The 25,687-nt window shown below is 42.8% G+C and carries 24 protein-coding genes; 18 read left to right on the top strand and 6 right to left on the bottom strand.

Annotated elements, in window-relative coordinates; genetic code table 11:
* Window positions 1-2 precede the first annotated feature (2 nt).
* From QRN39_RS00375 to QRN39_RS00360, 4 genes are read left to right on the top strand one after another with little or no spacing between them, the layout of a single operon-like run.
* The gene (locus QRN39_RS00375) at window positions 3-794 is read left to right on the top strand and encodes a putative hydro-lyase (RefSeq protein ID WP_212046382.1); all 792 of its coding nucleotides are present in this window, start codon (window positions 3-5) and stop codon (window positions 792-794) included.
* 18 nt (window positions 795-812) lie between these two features.
* The gene (gene pxpB, locus QRN39_RS00370; RefSeq protein ID WP_284905701.1) at window positions 813-1,559 is read left to right on the top strand and encodes a 5-oxoprolinase subunit PxpB; all 747 of its coding nucleotides are present in this window, start codon (window positions 813-815) and stop codon (window positions 1,557-1,559) included.
* Complete coding sequence (locus QRN39_RS00365) at window positions 1,556-2,569, top strand: 5-oxoprolinase subunit C family protein (protein ID WP_284905700.1); 1,014 nt, start codon at window positions 1,556-1,558, stop codon at window positions 2,567-2,569. Before pxpB ends, QRN39_RS00365 begins: the two co-directional genes overlap by 4 nt.
* A 14-nt stretch (window positions 2,570-2,583) precedes the next feature.
* On the top strand, window positions 2,584-3,345 hold the full coding sequence (locus QRN39_RS00360; RefSeq protein WP_050945516.1) for an IclR family transcriptional regulator: 762 nt from the start codon (window positions 2,584-2,586) through the stop codon (window positions 3,343-3,345).
* A 45-nt stretch (window positions 3,346-3,390) separates the two neighbouring features.
* Here QRN39_RS00360 and QRN39_RS00355 read toward each other — a convergent pair whose 3' ends face one another.
* The gene (locus QRN39_RS00355) at window positions 3,391-4,026 is read right to left on the bottom strand and encodes an FMN-dependent NADH-azoreductase (RefSeq protein WP_003214444.1); all 636 of its coding nucleotides are present in this window, start codon (window positions 4,024-4,026) and stop codon (window positions 3,391-3,393) included.
* A 403-nt stretch (window positions 4,027-4,429) separates the two neighbouring features.
* Between QRN39_RS00355 and QRN39_RS00350 the strand changes: the two genes are divergently transcribed.
* The 3 genes from QRN39_RS00350 to QRN39_RS00340 all read left to right on the top strand — a co-directional run bounded on the left by QRN39_RS00350 (window position 4,430) and on the right by QRN39_RS00340 (window position 8,452).
* Complete coding sequence (locus tag QRN39_RS00350; protein WP_284905699.1) at window positions 4,430-5,062, top strand: GDSL-type esterase/lipase family protein; 633 nt, start codon at window positions 4,430-4,432, stop codon at window positions 5,060-5,062.
* 89 nt (window positions 5,063-5,151) lie between these two features.
* Complete coding sequence (locus QRN39_RS00345; RefSeq protein WP_284905698.1) at window positions 5,152-6,234, top strand: C45 family autoproteolytic acyltransferase/hydrolase; 1,083 nt, start codon at window positions 5,152-5,154, stop codon at window positions 6,232-6,234.
* Between the two features lie 130 nt (window positions 6,235-6,364).
* Entirely contained in the window at window positions 6,365-8,452 is a 2,088-nt protein-coding gene (locus QRN39_RS00340) for a BglG family transcription antiterminator (RefSeq protein WP_284905697.1), read from the top strand.
* Window positions 8,453-8,468: 16 nt separating this feature from the next.
* Here the strand turns inward: QRN39_RS00340 and QRN39_RS00335 are convergent, their stop codons facing one another.
* The gene (locus QRN39_RS00335; RefSeq protein WP_226804666.1) at window positions 8,469-9,080 is read right to left on the bottom strand and encodes a class I SAM-dependent methyltransferase; all 612 of its coding nucleotides are present in this window, start codon (window positions 9,078-9,080) and stop codon (window positions 8,469-8,471) included.
* Window positions 9,081-9,235: 155 nt separating this feature from the next.
* On the opposite strand from QRN39_RS00335, the gene QRN39_RS00330 reads away from it, so the two are divergent.
* Both QRN39_RS00330 and QRN39_RS00325 read left to right on the top strand, forming a co-directional pair.
* Window positions 9,236-10,105, top strand: a complete 870-nt coding sequence (locus QRN39_RS00330) for an SDR family oxidoreductase (RefSeq protein WP_284905696.1) — start codon at window positions 9,236-9,238, stop codon at window positions 10,103-10,105.
* A gap of 290 nt (window positions 10,106-10,395) precedes the next feature.
* Window positions 10,396-10,818 (top strand): pyridoxamine 5'-phosphate oxidase family protein, encoded by a 423-nt coding sequence (locus QRN39_RS00325; protein WP_284905695.1) that lies wholly within the window; start codon window positions 10,396-10,398, stop codon window positions 10,816-10,818.
* 480 nt (window positions 10,819-11,298) lie between these two features.
* On the opposite strand, the gene QRN39_RS00320 is transcribed toward QRN39_RS00325, so the two are convergent.
* Complete coding sequence (locus tag QRN39_RS00320; protein WP_003214089.1) at window positions 11,299-11,481, bottom strand: hypothetical protein; 183 nt, start codon at window positions 11,479-11,481, stop codon at window positions 11,299-11,301.
* A 13-nt stretch (window positions 11,482-11,494) separates the two neighbouring features.
* Complete coding sequence (locus tag QRN39_RS00315) at window positions 11,495-11,713, bottom strand: hypothetical protein (protein WP_003214476.1); 219 nt, start codon at window positions 11,711-11,713, stop codon at window positions 11,495-11,497.
* A 160-nt stretch (window positions 11,714-11,873) separates the two neighbouring features.
* Here QRN39_RS00315 and QRN39_RS00310 point away from each other — a divergent pair, with 160 nt between their 5' ends.
* On the top strand, window positions 11,874-14,123 hold the full coding sequence (locus QRN39_RS00310) for a hypothetical protein (RefSeq protein WP_284905694.1): 2,250 nt from the start codon (window positions 11,874-11,876) through the stop codon (window positions 14,121-14,123).
* A gap of 58 nt (window positions 14,124-14,181) precedes the next feature.
* Here QRN39_RS00310 and QRN39_RS00305 read toward each other — a convergent pair whose 3' ends face one another.
* A complete protein-coding gene (locus QRN39_RS00305; RefSeq protein ID WP_003214125.1) occupies window positions 14,182-14,478 on the bottom strand; it encodes a DUF3817 domain-containing protein in 297 nt (98 codons plus the stop codon).
* 136 nt (window positions 14,479-14,614) lie between these two features.
* Window positions 14,615-15,289 (bottom strand): GntR family transcriptional regulator, encoded by a 675-nt coding sequence (locus QRN39_RS00300; protein WP_284905693.1) that lies wholly within the window; start codon window positions 15,287-15,289, stop codon window positions 14,615-14,617.
* A 154-nt stretch (window positions 15,290-15,443) separates the two neighbouring features.
* Here QRN39_RS00300 and QRN39_RS00295 point away from each other — a divergent pair, with 154 nt between their 5' ends.
* The 8 genes from QRN39_RS00295 to QRN39_RS00260 all read left to right on the top strand — a co-directional run bounded on the left by QRN39_RS00295 (window position 15,444) and on the right by QRN39_RS00260 (window position 25,684).
* A complete protein-coding gene (locus tag QRN39_RS00295) occupies window positions 15,444-16,271 on the top strand; it encodes an AraC family ligand binding domain-containing protein (RefSeq protein ID WP_106036163.1) in 828 nt (275 codons plus the stop codon).
* Window positions 16,261-17,193: a DMT family transporter gene (locus QRN39_RS00290; protein WP_284905692.1), complete on the top strand. Its 933-nt coding sequence runs from the start codon at window positions 16,261-16,263 to the stop codon at window positions 17,191-17,193. Before QRN39_RS00295 ends, QRN39_RS00290 begins: the two co-directional genes overlap by 11 nt.
* Window positions 17,194-17,291: 98 nt before the next feature.
* Window positions 17,292-18,347 carry a tartrate dehydrogenase gene (locus QRN39_RS00285; protein WP_106029573.1) on the top strand — a complete coding sequence of 352 codons (1,056 nt, stop codon included), beginning with the start codon at window positions 17,292-17,294 and terminating at the stop codon, window positions 18,345-18,347.
* A gap of 72 nt (window positions 18,348-18,419) precedes the next feature.
* Complete coding sequence (locus tag QRN39_RS00280) at window positions 18,420-20,606, top strand: DNA topoisomerase III (RefSeq protein ID WP_284905691.1); 2,187 nt, start codon at window positions 18,420-18,422, stop codon at window positions 20,604-20,606.
* Window positions 20,607-20,803: 197 nt separating this feature from the next.
* Entirely contained in the window at window positions 20,804-21,886 is a 1,083-nt protein-coding gene (locus QRN39_RS00275) for a glycosyl hydrolase family 8 (protein ID WP_003214245.1), read from the top strand.
* Entirely contained in the window at window positions 21,867-22,718 is an 852-nt protein-coding gene (locus QRN39_RS00270; RefSeq protein WP_034620220.1) for a GGDEF domain-containing protein, read from the top strand. Before QRN39_RS00275 ends, QRN39_RS00270 begins: the two co-directional genes overlap by 20 nt.
* Window positions 22,708-24,423: a DUF2334 domain-containing protein gene (locus QRN39_RS00265; RefSeq protein ID WP_284905690.1), complete on the top strand. Its 1,716-nt coding sequence runs from the start codon at window positions 22,708-22,710 to the stop codon at window positions 24,421-24,423. The genes QRN39_RS00270 and QRN39_RS00265 overlap by 11 nt, the downstream gene beginning before the upstream one ends.
* Window positions 24,424-24,445: 22 nt before the next feature.
* Entirely contained in the window at window positions 24,446-25,684 is a 1,239-nt protein-coding gene (locus QRN39_RS00260; protein ID WP_249118349.1) for a glycosyltransferase family 2 protein, read from the top strand.
* Window positions 25,685-25,687: the final 3 nt, after the last annotated feature.

Here is a 25,687-nt window from a genome sequence, read left to right as displayed (position 1 = left end):
GAATGAATATCTATCAAACATATGAGCCTTCACAGATCAGAGAGTTGATTCGTAAAAAAGAAATCACAGGGCCAACGGCAGGCCTAGCAGAGGGATATGCTCAAGCCAACTTAATGATCGTCAAAAAGGAACTTGCCTTTGATTTTCTGTTGTTTTGTCAGCGCAATCCGGCTGCATGCCCCTTGCTTGATGTGCTGGAGCCGGGTGATCCAGTGCCGAGACGATCTGCACCTCAAGCGGATATTCGTACGGACTTTCCTAAATACCGTGTTTACCGAAAAGGGATTCTTCAAGAAGAGGTGTCAGATATCTCTGCTTATTGGGAGGACGATATGGTTGCCTTTCTCATCGGCTGCAGTTTTACGTTTGAGCATGCGCTCATGCTGAATGATATCCCTGTTCGCCATATTGAAAACGGCCATAACGTTCCGATGTATCAAACGAATATCGCTTGTGAAAGGGCGGGGGCATTTCATGGCCCGATGGTCGTCAGCATGAGACCCATTCCGGCGCATCAGATCACAAGAAGTGTACAAGTGACGTCTAGGTTCCCGTCAGTTCATGGTGGCCCCATTCATATAGGTGACCCAGCGATGATCGGAATTGACAATGTGGATCAGCCGGACTTTGGAGAACCATCTGTGATCAAAGAAGGAGAGGTCCCGGTGTTTTGGGCATGTGGGGTGACGCCGCAAGCCATTGTCATGCATACAAAACCAGACATTGCGATTACCCATGCACCTGGGCATATGTTCATCACAGATCAACGAGATCAACAGCTTGGTGTGCTTTAGAAAGAGAGGGGTCCTCAAGTGGCATTTTCAGCAATAAAAAATTCTATCACCTTCCACCCGTTGGGAGATGCAGCGATTGTTATTCAAGCAGGAGCAGACATATGTGAAGAAATTCATGAGCGTGTTGTGCAGCTGTTTTCTTGTATTGAACAGCATCCATTTGCCGGATATGTGGAAGCTGTTCAAGCCTTTACAAACGTGACTGTTTTCTACGAGCCGTATACCGTTTATCAATCTGCCCATCTTCAACAACAAGATTTGTCCCCCTATGAATGGGTGAAAAGCTATATTGAAACACTCCTTGAAGAGAAATGGCAGGAGGGGGTTCAGGCTAAGCGCCGCACCATCGACATACCGGTCTGCTACGGGGGAGAGCTGGGTCCTGATTTAGAAGAAGTCGCCCGGATCAATCATTTAACACCAGAAGAAGTCGTGCGTATTCACACCGCAGGGACGTATCTTGTCTATATGATTGGATTTGCCCCAGGGTTTCCGTTTTTAGGCGGGCTGTCTGAAAAGATCACAGCCCCGCGCAGGGAAACACCGAGAATGTCCATTCCAAAAGGATCTGTCGGCATTGCAGGAAAGCAGACCGGCGTTTACCCCATTTCCACACCTGGCGGCTGGCAGCTCATTGGACAAACACCGCTGCCACTCTTTCGACCAGACGAGAAAGTCCCGAGTCTATTGAGAGCAGGGGACGAGGTCAGATTTGTCCAAATGTCTGAAAAGGAATTTTTCAGCATGAAGGAGGCAGAACGTTGAGTATTCATGTCATCAAGCCAGGAATGTTCACAACCATTCAAGATAAAGGGCGGAAAGGCTATCAAAAGTATGGCGTCTTAACGAGCGGCGGCATGGATGCGCTCTCGCTTAGAATTGCCAACATTCTCACAGGCAACGAGGAAAACGAAGCCGTACTGGAAATCACATTAATGGGGCCGGGTCCTGTGTTGACATGTCACAAGGATGCGCTTATTGCAGTGACTGGCGCTGATGTGGAGATCGACATCGATGGAGAGCCAGCCCCTTTATGGAAGCCGCTTTTTATTCGAGCAGGAAGCACGATCACCTTTGGACCTTGTAAAAGAGGCTGCCGCGCTTACTTTGCTGTGGCAGGCGGATTCGATGTAGAGCCGGTGATGGAGAGCAAAAGCACCTATGTGAGAGCAGGAATCGGTGGACTGAACGGACGTCCGCTTGAAAAAGGAGACGTCCTGTCCATTGGAAAGCCTTTAATCGTAGCGGATCGATTGTCTGATAGACTCAAAAGCAATCTGAAGCAGTCGGCGTACAGCGCACCCGATTGGACTGTAAGTCATACACATTTTTTGCTGCTGCGGAAATCGCCCGTGATTCGGGTGCTGCCAGGGAGACACCTTTCTTTTTTTCAAGAAACATCTCAACACACCTTTTTTGAACAGCCTTACCAGGTCACGCCTCAATCAGATCGCATGGGCTGCCGCTTGAAGGGGGAGCCGGTTCATTTAAAAGAAAAGCTTGAATTGATTTCAGAGGCGGTTGCCTTTGGTTCTATTCAAATTCCTCCTGACGGTCAGCCGATTATTCTGCTGGCAGATCGGCAAACAACAGGCGGATACCCGCGTATTGGAGAAGTTGCGACGGTCGATCTGCCGCTCATAGCACAAGCGATGCCCGGGGCGAATTTGTATTTTAAGCGAATCGACCATCAGGACGCAGAGCAGGCGCTATTTAAGCAAGAAGCAGAACTGAAGGAGCTTGCTGCTAGAATCAAGCTGGAAGCATTCGTTTAGAAAAGGGGATGGCCATGCAAAATACAAATAAAACCGTCGTGAAATCAATGGAGATTTTGCGGCTGTTTATCGCTCGTGACCAATTAACGTTAAATGAAATGATCGAGCTTTCCAGCATGCCGAAAACGTCTGTGCACCGCATGGCGAGCTCTTTAACCGATATGGGGTTATTAGAAAAGCAAGATTCAGGTGCTTATCGGTTAGGACTGATGTTTCTAGAATACGGTCAGCTTGTGGCGGATCGCCTTGATATTCGGAGAATTGCGAGACCATTTATGGAAGGCTTGCGGGATGAAGTGGGAGAAGCTGTACAGCTCATCGTTCGTGAAGGAGACGAAGCCATTTACGTGGATAAAATTGAAGGGACGCAGCCTGTTCGTCTCTACACCGCCGTCGGCAGGCGCTCTCCTTTATATGCGGGTGCTTGTGCGAGAAGTATTCTCTCCTTTTTGCCAGAGAACGAGAGACTCGCCTATATCGATTCGATTGAGCTAGGGAAAATCGGAATCGGAACCATTACAGATAAAGAGGTTCTTCGAAACATACTGGAAGAATCAAATGAGCGGGGCTATACGTTAAGTTATTCGGAGCTTGAAAACTATACAGCTGCGGTTGGAGCACCTATATTCAATCACCTTGGGGAAGTCGCAGCAGGAATTAGCATTGCTGGGTTTGAAGCAGGTTATCAAAAGGAACGTCTTCCATACTTAATTGAACAAGTCAAAAAAGCCGCGAGCGGTATCTCCAGAGAATTAGGCTTTCATCTAGATAAATAAAAAGCCAATGACCGTTAAGATCATTGGCTTTTCGCGTTCAGTTTATTAGAAAGTTTTACCTAAAGCTTTTGCACGTTCGATTGCATCTGCTTTAATTTGCTCTGCTTTCGCAGGTTCAGCATTGTGACCTTCAACGATAAGACCTTCGAAAGAAGGAATTCCGAAGAAGCTCGCAATTGTACCAAGGTAACGGTGGCCTGCTTCAAGTTCAGCAGCAGGACCTTCAGTGTAGTATCCGCCACGTGCTTGGATGTGTAGAGCTTTTTTGTCTGTTAATAATCCAACAGGACCTTGCTCCGTGTATTTAAATGTTTTACCAGCTACAGCAACAGAGTCGATGTATGCTTTAAGAACTGGTGGGAATGAGAAGTTCCAAAGTGGTGAAACAAATACATATTTGTCAGCAGAAACGAATTGATCGCTTAATTCGTTTAGGCGAGCAACCTTCGCTTGCTCTTCAGCTGAAAGTGTATCGAAACCAGCACCTGATTGCAGCTTGCCCCAGCCAGCGAATACATCTGCATCAATGTGAGGGATGTTTTCTTTGTACAAATCGATATGTACAACCTCGTCACTTGGGTTTGCTTCCTTATAAGATTCGATAAATGCTTTAGCAGTAGCCATACTGTAAGAAACTGTTTCATCATGCGGATGTGCAGTGATGTATAAAACTTTTGCCATGTTTATTCAATCCTTTCTGTTTCAGTGATTTTTTTAGCGTATCCCAAAGATACACTGAATATGTGGCATCTTTAATCATAGTGGAATGCTACGAAAAAGATGTAACAAGCACAGTTACATAAAAACTGATATTTTTATTGTAATCACAATGTAGTTTGAAGTCAAGGTATAAAGTCTCGAAATCAAGATAAAAAGTTTGTCAATTTTTCTGGAACGCATGCAGGTGCAAATTTCATGATCTCAACCTATTCTTATTGAACAAAAAATCAGTCGATCTCGCAAGTAAAGAGTTTGTAAAGACGTCTCATGAAAAAAAGATGAATGCCTCTAAGTCATCTGCTACAAGCATCTGTTCTTCGATTTCGTATATATAAGAGAAGGCAGGAGAGAGTGAGGGATAAGAGTGGGACGATCCTATGTTGCGATTGGAGATTCCTTAACAGTTGGAGTGGGGGCACGTTTATTTGGTGGAGGCTTCGCAGAGCGGTATCAGTGGATGCTTGAAAAAAAGACACGTGCGCCAGTTGAGCTGTCTGTATTTGCAAAGTCAGGGTTAACAACAGATCAGATTTTACAGCTGTTCAAACGATCTGATGTGAGGCGTGCTATTGCAGCAGCTGACATCATCACCATCACAGGCTGTGGGAATGACCTTGTTCAAGCGATTCAGCAGTATGAAAAGGGTGAAGATGAAAAGAAATTGCTGCAAGCGACGCTGCATTGCCAAGCGAATTTCAGCAAAATGATTCAAGAAATCGCTCAGATCAAAAGAGGGCAGAAGCAGCCCTATTGCGTGTATCTCATGAATTTATATAATCCTTTTCCGCAAATACCTATAGCCGGGCGGTGGCTTCAGCAATACAATCATCAGCTTCGCTCGCTTGCTGCAAATCCGCATGTAGAGGTTGTGGATGTGTACCGGGCGTTTGAAGGACATGAACATGAGTACTTATCGATTGATCAATTTCATCCGAACCATAAAGGATATGAAGCAATGGCAAAAGCATTGTTTCAACAATCCTGTAAACCGCTGTAATCCATTGGGATTGCAGTTTTTTTCATCCTTTTAAATGAAGGAGGGTTTCGATATGATAAAAGAAACGAAAGCGAAAGAGGTGTGCAGGCATGGAGGAAATCAGTGCATATTTTCAAGAAATGACAGGAACCGCTTATGAAGTGGGAAAACAGCAGGCTGTCTGGATGAAGAAAAAGCAATGGCTACAGACACAATATATTCGAACAGAACCGCTTGCAAAAGAGGCTGTGAAAGAAACGAAGCAGCTGATGCGCCCTTATCTTCCTCAGTTAGAAGAAGAGATTGCTGGATTTTGTGATGAACTGCAATTAGATGAGCGCTATTTGACCTTTTTCTATTCATCTCATCTACAGCCAGGCTGTTCCCACTGCGTGAGGCAGGGGAATATGGCGGCAGGTCAACAAACGGTCATGCTGCGTAACTATGATTTCTCCCCGATTTTTGATGATATGCGTCTTGTGACGACACATGTAAAAGGCTCGGCATATCATACAGGCTCGTCACTGCTCTTGTTTGGCAGATCTGATGGGATGAATGAGTATGGTCTTGCTGTGACTTTCTCTGCTTGCGGTCCGCCGGTTGGTAATGAACCCGGTTTAAAGCCCCCAGCAGTCGCCGGTTTGCAGGTGTATCATGTGATTCGCTCTGTTCTGGAATCCTGTCAAACGGTCGAGGAAGCCATTCGCTCTATCGAGGAAATGCCCGTTGCCTCAAATGTTCATATCATGCTTGCCGATCGAAAAGGAGAGGCAGCTGTGATTGAAATTATTGATGGTCAAAAAAGGGTGATAAGACCGGAGACAGGTTATATTGCCGCAACGAATCATCCGGTTGCTGATCAAACAGCAAAAGGGATGACCAAACATCATTCTGTTGTCAGATATGACATGCTAATAGAGGCTTTAAAAGAACAACAAACAAGTGATTCTCTTGTTAAGCTGTTTCAGACAGAATATCCTGATGGTCTGGCGGTGCACAATTATGAGGAGCTGTTTGGAACAATGCGAACCGTCATCTTTCGCCCGGAAGAAGGAACAATGGATTATTGCTTTGGCTCTCCAATATACAATCCGACGTATTCTTTAAAAGCTGGGGGTTCACTGCCTTTTCATGAACAAAAGGTTCAATTTCATCAAAAGGATTATGGACCGTCATTTTGGAGAAATGTATGATCCGACGTTGTATTTAATTTTGTCACAGCTGATGTGCCAAAGTCAGATCAACTTAAGATTGCATCTTTTGTTGAAAGCGTTTTATATTAGGGTACGACAATAGACCTATTTTTGCAGAAGGAGGCATTTCATGTACATAACGGCACGAGAACAGAAGATCATCAAATACATCATTCAGCAAAATCGTTATGTCACCATTCGTGAGATAGCCGATTCTGTTCAGGTGAGTACAAGAACGATTCATAGAGAACTAAAATCGATTAAACCCATATTAAAGAATTATGATCTTTCACTAGATAAACAGCCGGGGAAAGGCTTGAAGGCAGTCGGTGAACAGGAGGATAAACAGCGGCTTCTTGCTCATATGTCAAATGAGGATCAAATTGAATATAGCTCTGATGAACGGAAGCTCTTAATATTATGTGCGCTGCTTGAAGCAAAGGAACCGGTGAAATTATATACACTCGCTTCCGATTTGCATGTCACAAATGCGACCATCAGCTATGACTTAGATGAACTGACGGAGTGGATCGCGCCATACGGTTTGCAGCTGATCCGAAAACGCGGGTATGGCATTGAATTAAAAGGACCGGAGGAAGCAAAACGAAAGATTGTCGGCAACCTCATTGTCGACCGGCTTGATATTCAATTATTTTTAGAAACGATTGAAATGAATATCAAGCAACGAACGAAAGCGACGGAAAAAGTGTTTGGCGTTGTCAGCAGAGGGCAGCTGCTCAAGGTAGAAAGACTTCTCTTTCATTTGAAAAATCGACTGGCACTCTCTTTATCTGATAGTGCCTATATTGCGCTTGTCGTTCACTTAACCTATGCTATCGAACGGATTCAGCTTGGCGAAACCATTCGAATGGAAGAGCAAGAGCTGCTTGAACTAAAGCGCACAAAAGAATTTGAATCATCTCTGCGAATCGCAAGAGCGCTTGAACGCATGTTTAATGTCGAGATCCCTGAAGCAGAGGTCGGATATATGACCATCCATCTGCGCAGTGCAAATCGTAGCTTTCAGAAAGAATACCGTCTTGATGAAATCGAGCTGGATATCGCGATCAGAACGAAGAAGCTCATTGATTTTATTTCTAATAAAACCGGCTATCATTTAAATGAGAATGATTCATTGTATGAGGGACTCGTGTCTCATCTTGAACCTGCCATGAACCGTTTAAAGGAAAAGATGAGAATCTACAATCCACTTACACAACAAATTAAAAAGGACTACTTTTTGCTTTTCATGGCAATTGAAGAAGGAGTCGAGCGTTTCTTTCCAGAGATCGAATTTCCAGAGGATGAAATCGCCTTTATTGTGCTTCACTTTGGCTCAGTGCTTGAGATCAAAAAAGAAGAAACGAACATTCATGCATTGGTCGTGTGCTCAAGCGGGATCGGTTCCTCTAAAATGCTCGCATCTCGGTTAAAAAAAGAATTGCCAGAGATCGCCGAATTTGATCTGTCTTCCTTGATGGAGCTAAAAGAAATCGATGCATCAAGCTATGACATGATTGTCTCGACCGTTCCTATCCCATATGAGCATATCGATTACATCATGGTCAGTCCGCTCTTAAACGAGGATGATGCTATGCGTGTGAAGGCTCATATTAAACGAAAGATCCCTTATATGATTGAGAAAAAAAGGATGAAAGAAGCTGCCAAAGAATCGGTACAAGAATCCGTTAATATGATGGCGGTTGCAGAGCGGGTGACGAATTACATGTCTGTGATTCGCAGCATCTTGTCCCATTTCACCATCGACAATAGAAAGGCGATGCCGCAGCATGAGGCAACAATCAGTCAGCTGCTTCGTCAGCTTGAAGAGGAAGGATTTATCACACATGCGGATGAGGTAGCAAGTGGTTTACTAGAACGTGAACAGCAAGGTGGTTTAGGGATTCCTGGTACAGAATTTGCTCTTTTTCATTTAAAGCATCCGTTCATCAAGGAACCCATCTTTCATATTTATGATCTTGATCAGGCATACGAGGTCAAAAGCATGGACGGCGGGCAGCAGCAGATGTCACGAATGCTCATGATGCTGGCGCCGCTAGAGCTAGGCAAGGAAGGGTCAGAAATGTTTAGTCTGATCAGTTCATCCATCATTGAAAGTGAGGAAAGCATGACGCTTTATGGTCATGGGTTAAAGGAAGACATTGAACAGAAATTGCATCAGCTGTTCTATCAATTTGTCAAAGAGGCAAAGTGGTAAGAAAAAAGCCGAAAGCTTATTCGCTTCTCGGCTTTTTGGCTGTGACACAGACAGCAAGCGTTGGACGAATTTCCTCATACTCAACAGAAAAATGGTCAAACCCCGCAAACTGTAGATCATTCAATATGTTTTCACCCATCTCTTTTGTCCGGCTCGCATCAGCACCTTTTTCTCTTGGCTGCATCACAATGACGAGTTTTCCGCCGGGTTTCAACGTGTGATAAAGGTTGAGTAGGCCAGTCTTTGGATCATCCCAAATCGTAAAGTTGTTCACAGACAGCACTTTGTCATACTGCTCTCCCGGCAAACGTGTTTTCTCGATTTTTCCTACATACAGCCGGACTTGTTTGTCCATTGACCGTTTGTTTACGCGGGACTGTGCTTGCTCCTGCATGGTGGAGGAAGCATCTAGTCCATCTATATGGAGATCTTTATAATGCTTAAGCATATGCTTGATGCTGTAGCCGGGCCCATAGCCGATTTCTAAAATGTTTTCACCATCTGACAAATCTAAATGCTGGATCGCCCACTGATTCAATGCTTTATTTTCATTTGCCATAATGAAGCCTGCAATGCTTCCGAGCCAGCCTTTTGGTTTGCTAAAGGTTTTCGAAATGGTTGACAGCATGTGAGAACGCTCCTTTTTAATGATCATGTAACCGATTTTATCCATCTTGAAACATGCCGAATTTCAAAACGCATCAGTGCCGCACCGGGATGTTTGAGTGAAAAAGTGAGGTGGTAATGAAAGGATACATCAACAAATCAAGGAGGAGCTTACACATGGATTTACGTGAATATTTAACAAATGGCATTCCGCGCCAAACACAGGATCAGCAGCCAGGCAGTGAAAGGGAAATGAATCCTGCGCCGATCTTTGAGGATGAATCATATCAAGGGTCTGGCAAGCTCAAAGGGAAAGTCGCACTGATTACAGGCGGAGATAGTGGAATTGGACGTGCTGTATCTGTTGCCTATGCAAAAGAAGGGGCACACGTCGCCATTGTGTACTTAAATGAACATGAGGATGCAAAGGATACGCAAAAGCGCGTAGAACAGGAAGGCGTCAAATGTTTAACGATTGCAGGAGATGTCGGTGACGAAGCCTTTTGCGAGAAAGCGGTAGAAAAAACAGTTGAAGCCTTTGGGCAATTAGATATTTTAGTGAATAATGCGGCTGAACAGCATCCGAAAGAACGGATTCAGGATATATCTAGTGAACAGCTTCACCAAACCTTTAGAAACAACTTCTATTCCTATTTTTATTTTACGAAGAAAGCACTGGATTACTTAAAACCGGGAAGTACAATTATTAATACAACATCCATTAACCCATATCGAGGCAACAAAGTGCTGATTGATTATACGGCGACAAAAGGTGCCATCAATGGCTTTACGCGTTCTATGGCTCAGTCGCTTGTGAAGGATGGGATTCGGGTGAACGGTGTAGCGCCAGGTCCAATTTGGACGCCGCTCATTCCATCTACATTTGATGAGGATCGTGTGGAAAGCTTCGGGGCAGAAACCCCAATGGGAAGACCAGGACAGCCTGTAGAGCATGTCGGCTGCTATGTGCTGCTTGCTTCTGACGAATCGTCTTATATGACAGGACAAACACTTCACGTCAACGGCGGTTCCTTTATGAATACATGATCAATAGCGCACCGCCCACCTGATTGGGCGGTGTGTTTAGTATTTCTTGCGATTTTTCTGCACAGATGAGACAGACCATACGATAATGCCCACAACAACTGCCGCAATGACAAGTGAACTTAAATGGAACATCGTTTCATGATGCATGTTCAACTTCTCCCTTCATTGAGCCTGTTTTCTATAGCATCAGCCAGAAGATCTCTTTTTATGAAAAACACATTTCTTTGTTTAATGAATGGATTGTCGTGGAAACCTAAGAGTACGGATGAAATTTGAAGGAGTGAAACGATATGTCACAAGAAGAATTAAAACAAAAGGTACTCAATCTATTAGATGAACAAAAGGTCGGAACACTAGCGACCGTTGAACAGGATAAGCCGCATACCCGCTACATGACTTTTTTCCATGAGGGACTGACATTATATACACCAACGAGCAAAGAAACACATAAAGCAGAAGAAATTGAAAAAAAACCGAATGTCCATATTCTCATTGGTTATTCAGGTGAAGGATTCGGTGACACGTATGCAGAAATCGCAGGTACCGCCACATTAACCGATGATCCAGAACTGATCGACCGCCTTTGGTCTGAGGAGATGGAGAAATGGTTTAAAGGAAAAGATGATCCGAACCTAGTGATTCTGAAGATTGATCCAACATCTATTCGTTACATGAATGAAGGAAACCGTACTCCAGCTGAATTATCACTTTAACACTTGCGTAAGATGGGGGGATGTGTTATAGTTTTATATTAAGTGTTGAAATAAGCAAATAAATAAAGAAAGTAAACTTTCTTTTTTCTATGACATAATGAGAAGCAATAGAGCTTCTACTAGATAAGAACGAGACGCTGTCAAAGCGAACAAACTTATTCTTTTCCTTCTGCACCCGCCCCCTATAAAAGCGGAAGAGTGGAAAAAAGACGTTTTGATTTACAATTCACACTGGCACGGCTTCGGAGCCGTAAGGACGAATGAGAGGTAGGGCTTTCGTTGTCTTGTTATCCAGAACTTCCATGGCGTTTACTTTCAAACGTAGGTTCACTCGGAACACATATGACACACTGATATGATCGAATCTTAATTCATACACTCCTTAACGGAGATCACACATTGATTATTTATTTGCATGAAAAAAGCAAGAAAAAGGCTGCCATCTATTTGGCAGCCTTTTTCATTGAGTTCATTTCATGATCACTCACTTCGCCCTTTCTTCTGATACCGCCAAATCTTCTGAATAAAAAAGAACATCACCGCAAACAAAATAGAAAAAATGAACATGTCCAAGAGTGTCACGCCTCTATTTGGGTGCACAATGCCAAACCAAACCAATTGCAGAACAAAAGAGATAGCAAAATAACTGATGGATTCTTTCATGATTTTCCCCCTTTCACTTATTTTTTTGACCTTTTAGCCATAACAGCCAAATGAAGAAGGAACCGATGATACATGATAGTAAAGTGATGGGCGGCAAGGTATGCCAGCTAGTCAGCCCCTTTACAAAACACATATAAAAAAAGAAAATGGAAATGGATACGAGCACCCATTGCTTGAACCAACGGGGAACACGCAGCCAAGCCGCTAGAATGATCGATGATAGCTTACTCATTGTGATAACATCCTTTTTTCGAATCTGATTGGATTTTATCGCAAACTACCAAGTTTGTAAAATATGGAACTTAAAGGCTGGAATGGTATTCTTCTAGCATGAAACATTCTCGTTGCACTGACGTATAAGATAAAGGAACCTCATGAAAGGAAGCGATCAAGTGAAAAGAATACCAGTGATTTTCCTCAGATATATTGTCTTCTTTATTCCAGCGATCATTCTTAGTGTCTTGGTGTGGAACCATTACCAAGATGATTTGTCAGCAGGGAAAGTGACGGAATATGACGTCAAACGAATATTTACATTTGATGAAGGAAAACGAGTGGTGAGTGCTGTATCAAAAGACCAGCAGCTCCATTTTGAAATGTATGATCCTCAATCAGGAAAAAGAATCAGTGAATGGACGACAGCAAGCGATTCGTTTAATGAAATGCTGCCATCCATTCAAGGTAACAATCTCTTACTTGCTTTAAAAAATAAAGACGGGCAGCTGTTGATCGAGAAACTAACGCCAAGCGGAGAAAAGAAAGAGCTCGTTAAGCAAAATCTACAGATACCCTCGTTTTTAAAAACGAATACATATCAATGGAATGGACGGCTTGTGTTTACAGGAGAAATGGAAGGCGCCGCTGCAGTCCTTGGTGAGCTAAAGGATGGTCAGTTTCATGTGCACAATCTAAGCGAGCTAAAGCTGCCAGCAAGGCCAGTCTCTATGGATGTTGTCATGAATTCCTTTAGAGGACAGACGCCTATTCCTATATTTGAATTGACTTTGAAAAATGACCAGAAGGCATATGTCAGCGGAGTCTCAAACGATAAGAATCAGCTTGGGGTCTATGTCTCCAAAAACGCTGAACCGTTTAGCCTCATTGAAGATAAAGTGGAGCAGCAGCTGGAAAAAACGATCGGAACATCCCAAAACTTTGCAGTCGCTGTCGAATCTAACTATCCAAAAAGACCAAGGAAAGTGAATGCAGAGGGAAGGCTTGGGGAAGTCGTTCCAACACCAAAACCGATTTATCAAACCCTTATCTACCAGCTTAATGAGGAAGAAGTTCTTCTTGCAGGCTCTACAGCAAAGGACGAAGCAAAAGGCAAGCTGACTGGTTATATTTATAACCACCGCACGAATAAGACAACGTCCGTCAGCAAGCTTTTGCAGTCGTTTTTATATGAAACGTTACAAAGAGAAGGACTCTCTTTCAATAAAAATGTGAAAAGCGATTGGATCTATTATTCAATCGACAATCAATTAACGGGTGCATTTGAGACGAAGAGCAAAGAGCTAAAGGAATTTCCTTTGAAAAAAATGATCTCAATCGAAAACGCCAGTCCTGCTCACCAAACGTCTGTTGACACCTTTATGCAATATGTCATGAAAGGAGGACCGCTCATTCTCAACTGGGCGATATGGCTGTTTATTCCACTGCTGTTATTTGTGCTAGCCATCTTCCTGCCGCCAATTTTGAGACTGGTGAGAAAGAACAAGATGAAAGACAGTGTCACATTAGAAGCCAATATTGTATCTGTCAAAGAAACGGGTACCTACATCAACGAACAGCCGCTTGTCAAAATGCAGCTGCAATTTCAATACGATGGGGAAAATATCGAGAAGGCAGTTAAAACGGTTGTATCCTACACCCAAATACCGCAGCCGGGTCAGCGTATCGCCATTCTCTACAATCCGAAGAAGAAAAAGGCGATGCTCTTAAAAGAGGGGGACTTCTCACAGACAAGTGAGCCAAAGTTCATCAAAGGCGCTGTTTTAAGAAATATAGAATCATATGGAACCGTAGGACGAGGCACGGTCTTATCGCTTACATTTGAAGCAGATCAGAAAAGGTATACCATTCCGATGATTCAAGCCGCTGGTTTTGAATTTAGAACAGGAGAAAAAGCCGATCTCGTCGACATTAGCGGTCAGTTGAAAATGGCAGCCTATGGCCATGAAGTGCGGAATCGATCGGGGAAAGACGTGACATTAACAGGAACCATCCAGCGGGTGAAGCAATATCCAGTCACGATTCATGGTCAGAAGCCGATCATGCTAGATGTGACGGTTTCTAGCGGAGATCAGTCCATCACAAAAACGGTCAGTCAATTCATCCCTGATCATATGGAGGTCGCGCCAGGAACTCAAATCACGATGCAGACAAAACAAGAAGAGCTGGATAAAGAAATCAGTCTCATGCAAGAGAAACAAGGAAGTGCAAAAGTGACCCATGTCGCATTTGCTGGTGTCATCGGCAACCAGCCGCTAGCGATCATTCAGATTGAGCGAGATGGCATGATGTATGAAGTGAACCAGCCAATCGATCCAATCACCAGCGTACTGCCAGGTGATGAATTATGGGTGGCATATCACGAAATGACGCGTCAAGCAGCCATAGTGAAATATGCCTCGATTTAAAAAATACTTCAGTGTGTAGAAAAAGGGCTAAAACGAATTTCGTTTTAGCCCTTTTTGATTAAGCTTTTGTATCATACTGGCGGAGCACCTTATCATAGGCGAAGTTGCCGAAAGGAATGAACGCCGCAAAAAAACCAGCGATCGACCATTTCAAATGCCAGCGAACTTTAAAGGTCACATATGCCAAAATCAGCATATAGATGACAAACAATGCGCCATGAAGAGAGCCTACAATGGTGACTGCCATCGGAATATCCGCAAAATATTTCAGAGGCATGGCAATTAAAAGAAGGGTTAAAAGAGACATACCCTCAATAAAACCCGCCTTTCGAAGACGGCTAATACTTGTATGCATAAACAAATCCTCCTGTATAAAAGCTAGTTTCTCATCTTCTAATATAAACGAAAGATCGTCTGGACATGCTAAAATCTACGAAAAATTCAAAATATGTTCATGTAATGCTTAAAAAATGGGAAAAAGGAAAAATCACTTAATCCGTGTTTGTTTCAGAGAGTACTTGCTTTAAGTGCATCACATCATGTAACAAATGATTCGTCATTGCTTGGACGGCTTCTGTGGAGCGGCGCTCTTTCATTTCAGAATAAATGGCAGCATGCTCTGTTTGAATCGTCTCAGCACGCGCCCCGCCGCTAAAATGAAAGATGCGGCAAAAATGAATGAGTGCATTCACATGATTCAATTGTTTACATAAGCGGTGATTGTGACTCGCTAGAATGATTTTTTGATGAAAGGCTTCATGTAACTGGACGATGTCTTTAGATGGCAGCTGCTGTTTGATTGCTTCGTCTGCCTGCGTGAGGACATGCCCAATTTCCTCCAGCTCTCTTTGCGCGGCTTCCTTGCATGCAAGCTCAACAGCAAGCGTTTCTAGGGCGATCCGAATTTGATAAAGCTCCTCGACATCTTTTTCCGTTAACGTATAGACAGAGTAGCCCGACCGATGATCAGCGATCAAGAGCTCATCTTTTTCTAAAAGTCTCATTGCCTCTCTCACTGGTGATCGGCTTACACCAAATTGTTTGGCAAGCTGTGTCTCATTGATGCGTTCCCCCGGCTGAAACTGTCCATCAAATATCATTTGCTTCAGCTGTTCATAAAATTGCATATGGTATGGTGCTGGTTTTTCCATCTCGAATGAATTCATCCTGTCATTCCCTCATTTACACATCATCTTTTGTTTCATGTTATCCAAGTTTTTCCCTCTAGGCAAGCCTGCATCGGAAAAGTCAATATCGTACAATTCAAGAGAAAAAGGGTGTGCTACACTGATGATCAGTTCAGTGAAAGAGGGGATCGACATGAAAACACAAGAGGAACGAACGGTACATTTTGATCAGGACTTGCAAATAGAGGCGTATCGCTTTCATGGCATCATGCAAAAGTTCCCGAATCATTTTCATACATACTATGTGATTGGATTTATTGAGGATGGTCAAAGACGTTTGATCTGCCAAAATAAAGAATACATCATTGAAAAGGGAGACATTCTTCTTTTCAATCCATATGACAATCATGCATGCGAGCAGATTGATCACAGTACACTAGATTATCGTTGTTTAAATATTGAAGCAGATGTGATAGAGAAGATGTTTCAGCACAAGCCGCATTTTAAAGCTCCTGTGTTTTCACAAAGTGAACTGACAAAGCCGTTATATGATCTTCATCAAATGATGACAGAAGAAGCCCCAGCTTTGAATAAACAGGAAACGTTCTATTTCTTTATGAAGCAGCTGATTGAAGCCTACGCTGATACATCAGAGGAAAAAGCGTCAGTAGTACATGCCGCCGAACAAAAAGTCCAAGACGTACAGCAATATATTGAAACACACCTTACGGAAAATATATCGTTAGACGACTTAGGAGAGCTTGTATCCATGAATAAATACTCACTTCTGCGTGCTTTTACAAAGTACAGAGGGATCACGCCGTATCGTTATTTACAAACAGTGAGAGTGAATTATGCGAAGGAGCTTCTCGCCAAAGGAGTGAAGCCTGTAGATGCGGCAGTCTCCACCGGTTTTTCTGATCAAAGTCATTTGAGTCATTTCTTTTCAGAATTTATTGGGCTCACACCAGGGCAATATCAGCAAATTTTCACAAAGCAGGTAACAGCAGATGAAAAATAAACAGCTTCTTGGTCATCTGGCGGCCATGTTCACCATTTTTCTATGGGGATCAACCTTTATCTCAACCAAAATATTGTTAACGGCTTTTTCTCCAACAGAAATATTATTTTTCCGCTTTTTTATTGGATATCTCGCTCTGATGATGATCTATCCGGTCACTATGAAGGTGCAGCGTAAAAAGCATGAAGCGATGTTTGCGCTCGCAGGGTTATGTGGTGTGGTCTTATACTATTTTTTAGAAAATGTCGCACTCACCTATACGTTTGCTTCGAATGCAGGTGTCATCAGCTCAGTTGTACCATTCTTCTCATTTTTATTGGCTTATTTTTTATTGAAAGATGAGCCTTTGCATCGCCGGTTTTTCATAGGGTTTTTCATCGCGATGACAGGAATTGTACTGATTAGCTTTAATGGAATGACGACGTTCCAATTGAATCCAATCGGTGATGCGCTAGCATTAACGGCGACCATTGTCTGGGCCTTCTATTCTATTTTATCGAAAATCATCAACCAATATGGATACCATATCATTCAAGTGACGAGACGTGTCTTTTTTTACGGCTTACTCTGGATGCTTCCCCTGATCTGGCACTTTAAGATTCGTATAGACTGGGAGCGATTGACGAACCCGTCGTTTGCCTTTCACTTATTGTTTTTAGGCCTGTTCGCATCAGCTATTTGTTTTCTCACATGGAGTTTTTCAGTGAAAACGCTCGGTGTGGTGAAAGCGAGTGTGTATATTTATGGCGTTCCTATTATTACGATGGTCATTTCAATGATCGTTCTTCATGAGAGATTGACTTTCATGTCTGTACTTGGAACGGCACTGACCTTAGGCGGACTGCTGCTTTCAGATAAAAAAGGTACGAAGAGGAAGAAGGAGAAACCCTCGATGCTTTTGCAGGATAAACAGGCGCTTTGATCAAAAAAGTGCCTTTATCCATTGAAAGAACATGCACTCTCTAGTAAACTCAAACTTAAACGGTCGACGGTCGACCGAAAATAAAGGGGGAGAAATAAATGAAGCATGTTTCAATTGCGGCGATACCAGGTGACGGGGTTGGGAAGGAAGTTGTACCTGAAGCCATACGAGTATTGAAAGCGGTATCAGAAGTGCATGGCGGTCTGTCTTTTACCTTTCAGGATTTTCCGTGGAGCTGTGAATATTATTTAGAGCATGGCGAGATGATGCCAAAGGATGGATTACATCAATTGAAAGCCTTTGACAGCATTTTCTTAGGGGCTGTTGGAGATGCCAATTTAGTGCCGGATCACGTATCACTTTGGGGACTGCTTATTAAGATTAGGCGGGAATTTGAACAGGTGATAAACATCAGACCTGCAAAACAGCTTAGCGGCATTCGCTCACCGCTTGCTCAGCCAAAGGATTTCGATCTTCTAGTTGTCAGAGAAAACGGTGAAGGTGAATATAGTGAAATTGGAGGCCGTATGTATCAAGGGGAAGATCAGCTTGCTGTTCAAAATGCAGTGTTCTCAAGAAAAGGGACAGAGCGTGCGATGCGTTTTGCCTTTCAATTAGCAGAAAAAAGACGAAAGCATGTGACGAGTGCAACCAAATCGAATGGGATCGTTCATACCATGCCTTTTTGGGATGAAGTGTTTCAAGACGTAGCAAAGGATTATCCAGAGGTGACAGCAGACTCACAGCACATTGACGCGCTCTCAGCCTTCTTTGTAACAAGACCAGAAAAATTCGATGTGATTGTTGCCAGTAATTTGTTTGGTGATATTTTGACAGACCTTGGGGCAGCCATTATGGGAAGTATTGGCGTAGCGCCTGCCGCCAACATTAATGTAAATGGTAAATACCCATCCATGTTTGAGCCTGTACACGGATCAGCTCCAGACATTGCGGGAAAAGGAATCGCCAACCCAATCGGTCAAATCTGGACCGCTAAACTCATGCTTGATTATTTCGGGGAGGAAGAACTGGGCACACATCTGCTCGAAACCATCGAATCAGTCACAGCAGATGGCTTTTTAACGGCAGACATCGGCGGCGCCTATCAAACGCAAGAAGTCACAAACGAAATCATCACACGATTGAAGAAATAATCCGCCATTAGAACCGCATCTCCACGTCTGCTATAATAAAAGGATGGATAGAAGAAAGAGATGTGAAATCTAGTGTCAAAAACAGTTGTATTAGCAGAGAAACCTTCGGTCGGACGTGATCTTGCACGTGTACTGAAGTGTCATAAAAAAGGAAATGGCTTTTTAGAAGGAGATCAATACATTGTGACGTGGGCGCTTGGCCATTTGGTCACACTGGCTGATCCAGAAGGCTACGGAAAAGAATTTCAATCCTGGCGTTTAGAGGATTTACCAATCATTCCAGAACCGCTTAAGCTTGTGGTGATGAAAAAGACAGGAAAACAATTCCAAACAGTGAAAACGCAGCTTGCGAGGAAAGATGTCAAAGACATTGTCATCGCAACAGATGCTGGACGTGAAGGGGAGCTTGTCGCTCGATGGATTCTTGAAAAAGCGCATGTGAAAAAGCCTTTGAAACGATTATGGATCTCATCTGTCACGGACAAAGCCATTCAAGAAGGCTTCAAACGATTAAAAGACGGCAAAGAATACGATAACCTGTATCGCTCAGCCGTTGCACGTGCAGAGGCAGACTGGATTGTCGGCATCAACGCAACAAGAGCGCTGACAACGAAGTTCAATGCACAGCTTTCCTGCGGACGGGTGCAAACACCAACGATCGCCATGATCGCCAAACGAGAAGAAGACATTCAGCAATTTCAGCCGAAGCCGTTCTATGGATTGACTGCACAAGTAGATGGACTGACTTTGACATGGCAGGATGCCAAAACAAAGCAAAACCGGACATTCCAAGAGAGTGTGATCAAAGAACGCTTGACAGCCTGCGAAGGAAAACCAGCAGTGGTTGATGCGTTGAAAAAAACAGCGAAAAAAGCTTTCGCGCCGGGACTGTACGATCTGACTGAATTGCAGCGTGATGCACATAAACGCTATGGTTTTTCAGCCAAAGAAACATTATCTACGCTTCAGCGATTGTATGAGCAGCATAAGCTCGTAACATATCCACGTACAGATTCACGATTTATTTCAGCGGATATCGTTCCTACATTAAAAGATCGTTTAAAAGGAATGAACGTCAGACCGTACGCCCAGCATGTGAACCGGATTTTACAATCAGGTGTGAAAGCGCACAAAGGCTTCGTCAATGATGCCAAAGTGTCAGATCACCATGCGATTATTCCAACCGAGGAAGAGCTGTACCCAGGAGTATTAAGCGATAAAGAGCGTAAATTATATGACCTCATTGCCAAACGATTCCTTGCGGTACTCATGAATCCTTTCGAGTATGAGGAAACAACGGTCATCACCAAAATAGGCAGTGAAACGTTCACAGCAAAAGGGAAAACCGTGCAAGCAGCTGGCTGGAAAGCCGTGTACGATGACTCATATGAAGAAGAGGAATCAGCCGAGGCAGATCAACATTTGCCGCTGCTTTCAGAAGGACAGTCACTAGATGTACGACAGCTGAAAGAAACAAGAGGAGAAACGAAACCTCCTGCACGTTTTAATGAAGCGACCCTATTATCTGCTATGGAAAACCCAGCGGCATTTATGCAGAACGAGGAAAAGGACTTAGTGAAAACCCTTGGTGAAACAGGTGGACTAGGAACAGTAGCAACAAGAGCCGATATTATTGAAAAGCTGTTCAATAGCTTCTTAATCGAGAAAAAGGGCAAAGACATTTTCATCACATCGAAAGGGAAGCAGCTGCTCTCGTTAGTGCCTGAGGACTTAAAGTCTCCTGCATTAACAGCGGAATGGGAACAAAAGCTTTCTAAAATCGCCAAAGGGCAATTGAAAGCTTCTCAATTCATGAGTGAAATGAAGTCATATGCCAAACAAGCTGTATCTGAAATCAAACAGACGAACCAGACCTTTAAGCATGACAATGTCACTGGCACCCATTGTCCAGACTGCGGTAAACTCATGCTGAAAGTGAATGGAAAACATGGCACGATGCTCGTTTGCCAGGACCGAGAATGCGGCCATCGTAAAAATGTGGCGAAGAAAACAAACGCACGCTGCCCGAACTGTCATAAAAAGCTCGAGCTGCGCGGAGAAGGCGATGGCAAAATCTTTGCTTGTGTATGCGGCCATAGAGAAAAACTGTCTGTCTTCGAAAAACGCAAATCTCAATCCAATCAAAAGAAAGCCAGTAAGCACGATGTGTCTAAATATATGAAGAAACAAAAGAAAGTGGAAGAACCAATTAATAACGCACTAGCTGAACAATTAAAGAAGTTAAAATTAGATCAATAGTTCTATAAAAACCCGTGCGGAAATGCATGGGTTTTTCAGTATTGTTAAGTATATAGACATATTGTTTTTCTGAAAATGGGAATAAATATGCGAAAAGGCTCGTAATTTGGCATAAAATATTCATTTAAATTTAAACAAAAACGCTCTATAATAAATCGTTAGATGCTTAGAGAACGCGGAATTGAAAGGGGACACGAATGCATACACGCATATATCGTACAGCAATTGTTTTACTCATTGTCATTCTACTAGGCGGATGTACCTGGGAACAGCAGAAAGAATCAGCTGATCCAGTATCATCTCAGCCCGTTTTGCCTGGAGAATATTTTATCACTCACCACTTAATGACAGATCAAGGCTTAATTCGCACCTCTTTTGCAGAGCAGCACATCTACTTATCTGAATCACTTGGACTTTGGATGGATTATCTTGTTCGAAAAAAAGATCAAAATTCATTTGACCAACAATTTGATGTTCTGCAAGATCAATTTTTACTAGACCATCATCTTCTCAGCTGGCAAATTGAATCCGATCAAAAAAATAAGGCCAATGCTTTAGTCGATGATTTACGTGTAGTGACGGCACTTCAAAAGGCAAATCATTTGTGGAAGAAGTCAGCGTATCAAACGACAGCAAAAGAAATCGCTCAAGCGTTAAAAGAAAAAAACATGTTCAAAGGCATATTGTCCGATTATTATGATGCATCAACCAATCGAACTTCACATACAATCACACTCTCATATATAGACCCAAAAGCAATCAAAGAATTGGAATCCCTCCAAATATTCACGAAACAAATGACCAGTAACCAATTAGCCATTCTAAAACAAGCACCGAGAAAAAAAGGATTCTTTCCTAAATCCTATGACATAAAGAAAAAAACCTATTCATTCGATCAAGAAATCAATATGATCGATCAACTTTATACAGCTTTACATGCATATCATGCAAAGGTGAATACGTCCGAGATCATGAAATGGCTTAAAACGTCGTTTAAACAAGAAGGCAAACTGTACGGAAGATACAAACTGAGCACATTGAAGCCATCTGTCACATATGAATCGCCTTCGGTATATGCACTCGTCATTTTGTATGCTCTTAAACAAAACGAGCTGAAATTCGCAAAGACTGTCTATCACCGCATGAAAGAATTACAAACTCAAGATCCTCTCAAGCCTTACTACGGAGGATACATGAACGAAAAAGAGACACACTCATTTGATAACTTATTGCCTTTAATTGCAGAAAGGGAGCTTCTAAATGAATCGGTTGTTCAGTAACACGTATCGCTTGTACTATTCTCTGCTCCTCACGTTTGCAGGCCTTATTTTGTTTATGGGCTACCTTAACGTACAAGATGCGGAGAGCTTTATGATCATCGCACTGACATTTGTCGTGTTAGGCTGTGGTATTTTATTTGGTATCCTACCAGCATTAATTTTCACCTTACTGTTTTTGTTCTTTATAGGAAGCGTCATGTTCTTTACAGAGCTTGGTCATGAAAATTCCCTTTTTTCAAATCAAACATTGCAGGATGTAGTAATTTGGGGCGTAGCACTTCTTTTTTTCGCTATTTCAGCGGGAAGCTTGCATGAACGGATCAATACGCTGCGTCACACCATTGAACAACAAAAGCAGGCCATCAAACAATTTGTGGCGATTGACTCGACAACAGGATTTGACAATGCTGAGCGGATGAAGCTCGAATTATCCGAGGAAATGAAGCGGGCGGAACGGTACAAACAGCCATTTGTCTTTATCCTTCTTCATATGAATTACGCAGCGGAATTCAAATCGTTATATGGAGAAAAAGAAATGCAGCATCTATTTCAGCAATTAAGTCTCAAGATACGCGAAAGCGTAAGAGAAACCGATAAAAAATTTCGGTTATCTGAAGAACGAATGGGCTTGCTGCTAACCCATACACCAGAAGAAAATGTGTCAGTTGTCCTTGATAAGCTAAAGGATAAACTGCAAACGCATGTCCTATTAAACGGTCGTGAAGTGACCTTGACATTTCATGTCTGTCATTTAACAAGCAGCTCGGATTATCGTACGCCAGAGCAGTTTTTAGAAGAACTAGAAAAAGAGATGATGATGAATGAACTTTAATTCTTTGATGAAATGTTGTTTGATGATCACGCTTTTTTCGATTCTTTCGTTTAAACACATGGCTTCAGCCGATGCGCTCGTCACGCAGCCAAATACACTGATCGTTTATTCCACATCATCGGGGGAAGTGACTCCAGCCGTTCATATGCTGGATCTACTCGCCGGTCATTTTTCAAAACAGACGACGATTGTATCTGATGAACATTTGGCTGAAAAGAGGATGAATGAATTTCAGCAAGTCATTTATCTTGGAGAAATAAAGAGAACCCTGTCAAAACAAACCATTCGTGCGATGAACGAATCACAGCAATTCATCGCTATTGGATACAATGCGGAACAGCTTCGCCCATTCTCCAAGCTTACTTTTCACAAACAAGATCATATCAGTCAATTGAAACATACACATGATCAGACATACCGTCAGCTAGAGAGAAGGATCAATGTGTTAACGGTTCGAGGGACAGACTTGGAAAATGAATTTCTAGTGAAGAAACGTCAATCTGATCTGCCATTTGTGACTCAGACAAAAGAAGGTGCGGCATATATCGGTATCTTAGATGTCATGCAACACAACAAGCTTCTTGCAGAAGTGCTAGAAAAATACATGCCATCTTCTGTGCAAATGAAGACAAAATACTTAATGCTCGGGAACATCAGTCCAGCAAGTGACGAGAAGAAGCTACTAGAACTTGGACAATACGTATCCGCACAGCATATTCCTTATCAAATTGCAGTGACCCCTGTTTGGATAGATCGAGCAACAGGTGATGAAGTCACACTGAGCGACCGCCCGAAGCTCGTGAATGTGTTAAAACAATTGCAAGAAAATGGAGCGAGTATCATTCTTCATGGCTTTAGCCGTACGTATCGAACGGAGGAATCTGGTCAGGGATTTGAGTTCTGGGATGCAAAATATGATCAGCCCATCACGACAAATGATCCAAAAAATGCAGAGAAGAAACAAAGTAAAAGCCAATTCCCAAATGAAAAAGACTTTCATACGTATACCAAATTGAATCAGCAGCAAGAAGTCGCCTATACAGAAGAAAAACTGACAAAGGGCATTGAGCTTCTTGCTAGGCAAGGCTTATATCCTCTTGCGTTCGAGGTGCCTCATGATGCGATATCACAAAAAGGTTATGAAGTAATTTCAAAGCATGTATCCAGCCTATTTGGACAGGTGCAGTTATCAGACCGCACTTGGAAAACAGCCGGTGCATCGCCGCTCGTGACGTCTCCTGCCATGTTACACAGCATGACCTTATATCCTCAGCAGCAAGTTGAGCAAGTGTCTGACAAAGAAGGTTCAAATGTTTTAACTGAACAGACGATTCAATCCGTGCAGCATCTGCAATCAGCCGCAATCGGGCTGTCCTATGACGTGGAGTTAGGGATAGCAGGGTTACAGAATTTAATCACACAGATGGAGGCAATCCCTTCTAGCGAATGGCTGGATGTAAAGAAAACAAAACAGACGGTCCAAACTGCACATGTAAAAATCCAAACATCTGGGAATGGACATATTCAAGTAGAGGAATCCAACATCGCCGAAACAAAAACAGTCAAACGAAGTGGCATGGAAAATATGCTGAGAATTCTCACGGTCGTGGTCATGCTGTTTATTGCGGCATTTGCTTTATACACATTGTATTTAAGACTGACAATGAAAAAACGAATTTTTAAGGAGAGAAAATTAGGTGGCTGATGTCTTATTTTATCTTTCATTAATGCTCATTTGGATCATGCTTCTATACCACATGTTTCTCATGCAGGGCGGCTTTCAGCATTACCTCACCTATGAAAAAGTGCTGCCTAAATGGACAAAACAAGGGAAAGAGCTGCCGACCGTCAGTATCCTGATTCCTGCTCATAATGAAGAGGTCGTCATTCGGCAGACATTAAAAGCGATGGTTCAGCTATCTTATCCTAAACACCTCCTTGAAATCATTGTGATTAATGACAATTCTTCTGATCGCACAGGAGAGATTGTGCAATCATTCAGTGAGCAATATGATCATGTCCATATGATTGAAACGAAGCCGCCATTTGCAGGGAAGGGAAAATCCACTGCACTGAATGAAGGCTTGAAGGCTTCAACAGGAGAAGTGATTTGCGTATACGATGCAGATAACATGCCTGAACCAAAGGCTGTCTATCATTTGGTTCTTGGATTATTAAATGACCCAAAAGCAGGCGCTGTTGTCGGGAAATTCAGGGTGATCAATGCAACCAAAAATTTGCTGACCAAATTTATTAATATTGAGACCATCTGTTTCCAATGGATGGCGCAGGGCGGGAGATGGAAATGGTTTGGTATTGCAACAATACCAGGTACCAACTTCGCCATCCGCCGGCACATTTTAGAAGAGCTCGGCGGATGGGATGTCCAAGCTTTGGCCGAGGACACCGAATTAACGATCCGTGTGTATAACCTGGGATATGTGATTCGATTTTTTCCAGCTGCGATCACATGGGAACAAGAGCCTGAGACATGGAAGGTCTGGTGGCGGCAAAGAACGCGCTGGGCTAGAGGGAATCAATATGTTGTCCTTAAATTTTTAAGGCAGTTTATGAAGCTGAAACGAAAACGAATGGTTTTCGATTTGTTTTATTTCTTCTTTACGTATTTCTTATTTTTCTTCGGCGTTCTGCTCTCAAATGGCATCTTTATTGTAAACCTATTTGTTGATCTTCATTTATCTGTAGGGGCTGTCGCACTAATCCTTTGGGGATTAGCCTTCTTCCTCTTTCTAACAGAAGTGATGATTACATTAAGTATTGAGAAAACAGAGCTCACCAAACAAAATATTCTCATTGTGGTCCTCATGTACTTCACCTATTCTCAAGTATGGATTGCGCTTGTCGTGTACTCCTTATGTGTAGAGGTGAAGAGCCGATTATTGAAACAAGAAGTGAAATGGTACAAAACAGAGCGTTACGATCAACAACAAAAGAAAAGCGGGTGACAA

Origin of the sequence: Bacillus sp. lyk4-R2A-2, assembly GCF_030209735.1 — a bacterium.
GTDB lineage: Bacteria > Bacillota > Bacilli > Bacillales > Bacillaceae > Bacillus > Bacillus pumilus.
Note: the sequence above shows the minus strand (reverse complement) of the source record. Positions and strands in the feature narration are given on the sequence as shown.

Excerpts from the sequence above, each read along its gene's own strand:
- QRN39_RS00265 (WP_284905690.1), top strand. The coding sequence starts at position 22,708 with ATGAACTTTAATTCTTTGATGAAATGTTGTTTGATGATCACGCTTTTT.
- QRN39_RS00315 (WP_003214476.1), bottom strand. The coding sequence starts at position 11,713 with ATGAGTAAGCTATCATCGATCATTCTAGCGGCTTGGCTGCGTGTTCCC.
- QRN39_RS00260 (WP_249118349.1), top strand. The coding sequence starts at position 24,446 with ATGCTCATTTGGATCATGCTTCTATACCACATGTTTCTCATGCAGGGC.
- QRN39_RS00295 (WP_106036163.1), top strand. The coding sequence starts at position 15,444 with ATGAAAACACAAGAGGAACGAACGGTACATTTTGATCAGGACTTGCAA.
- QRN39_RS00375 (WP_212046382.1), top strand. The coding sequence starts at position 3 with ATGAATATCTATCAAACATATGAGCCTTCACAGATCAGAGAGTTGATT.
- QRN39_RS00300 (WP_284905693.1), bottom strand. The coding sequence starts at position 15,289 with ATGAATTCATTCGAGATGGAAAAACCAGCACCATACCATATGCAATTT.
- QRN39_RS00290 (WP_284905692.1), top strand. The coding sequence starts at position 16,261 with ATGAAAAATAAACAGCTTCTTGGTCATCTGGCGGCCATGTTCACCATT.
- QRN39_RS00340 (WP_284905697.1), top strand. The coding sequence starts at position 6,365 with ATGTACATAACGGCACGAGAACAGAAGATCATCAAATACATCATTCAG.
- QRN39_RS00355 (WP_003214444.1), bottom strand. The coding sequence starts at position 4,026 with ATGGCAAAAGTTTTATACATCACTGCACATCCGCATGATGAAACAGTT.
- QRN39_RS00305 (WP_003214125.1), bottom strand. The coding sequence starts at position 14,478 with ATGCATACAAGTATTAGCCGTCTTCGAAAGGCGGGTTTTATTGAGGGT.
- QRN39_RS00360 (WP_050945516.1), top strand. The coding sequence starts at position 2,584 with ATGCAAAATACAAATAAAACCGTCGTGAAATCAATGGAGATTTTGCGG.
- QRN39_RS00330 (WP_284905696.1), top strand. The coding sequence starts at position 9,236 with ATGGATTTACGTGAATATTTAACAAATGGCATTCCGCGCCAAACACAG.
- QRN39_RS00335 (WP_226804666.1), bottom strand. The coding sequence starts at position 9,080 with ATGCTGTCAACCATTTCGAAAACCTTTAGCAAACCAAAAGGCTGGCTC.
- QRN39_RS00345 (WP_284905698.1), top strand. The coding sequence starts at position 5,152 with ATGGAGGAAATCAGTGCATATTTTCAAGAAATGACAGGAACCGCTTAT.
- QRN39_RS00285 (WP_106029573.1), top strand. The coding sequence starts at position 17,292 with ATGAAGCATGTTTCAATTGCGGCGATACCAGGTGACGGGGTTGGGAAG.
- QRN39_RS00270 (WP_034620220.1), top strand. The coding sequence starts at position 21,867 with ATGAATCGGTTGTTCAGTAACACGTATCGCTTGTACTATTCTCTGCTC.
- QRN39_RS00275 (WP_003214245.1), top strand. The coding sequence starts at position 20,804 with ATGCATACACGCATATATCGTACAGCAATTGTTTTACTCATTGTCATT.
- QRN39_RS00320 (WP_003214089.1), bottom strand. The coding sequence starts at position 11,481 with ATGAAAGAATCCATCAGTTATTTTGCTATCTCTTTTGTTCTGCAATTG.
- QRN39_RS00325 (WP_284905695.1), top strand. The coding sequence starts at position 10,396 with ATGTCACAAGAAGAATTAAAACAAAAGGTACTCAATCTATTAGATGAA.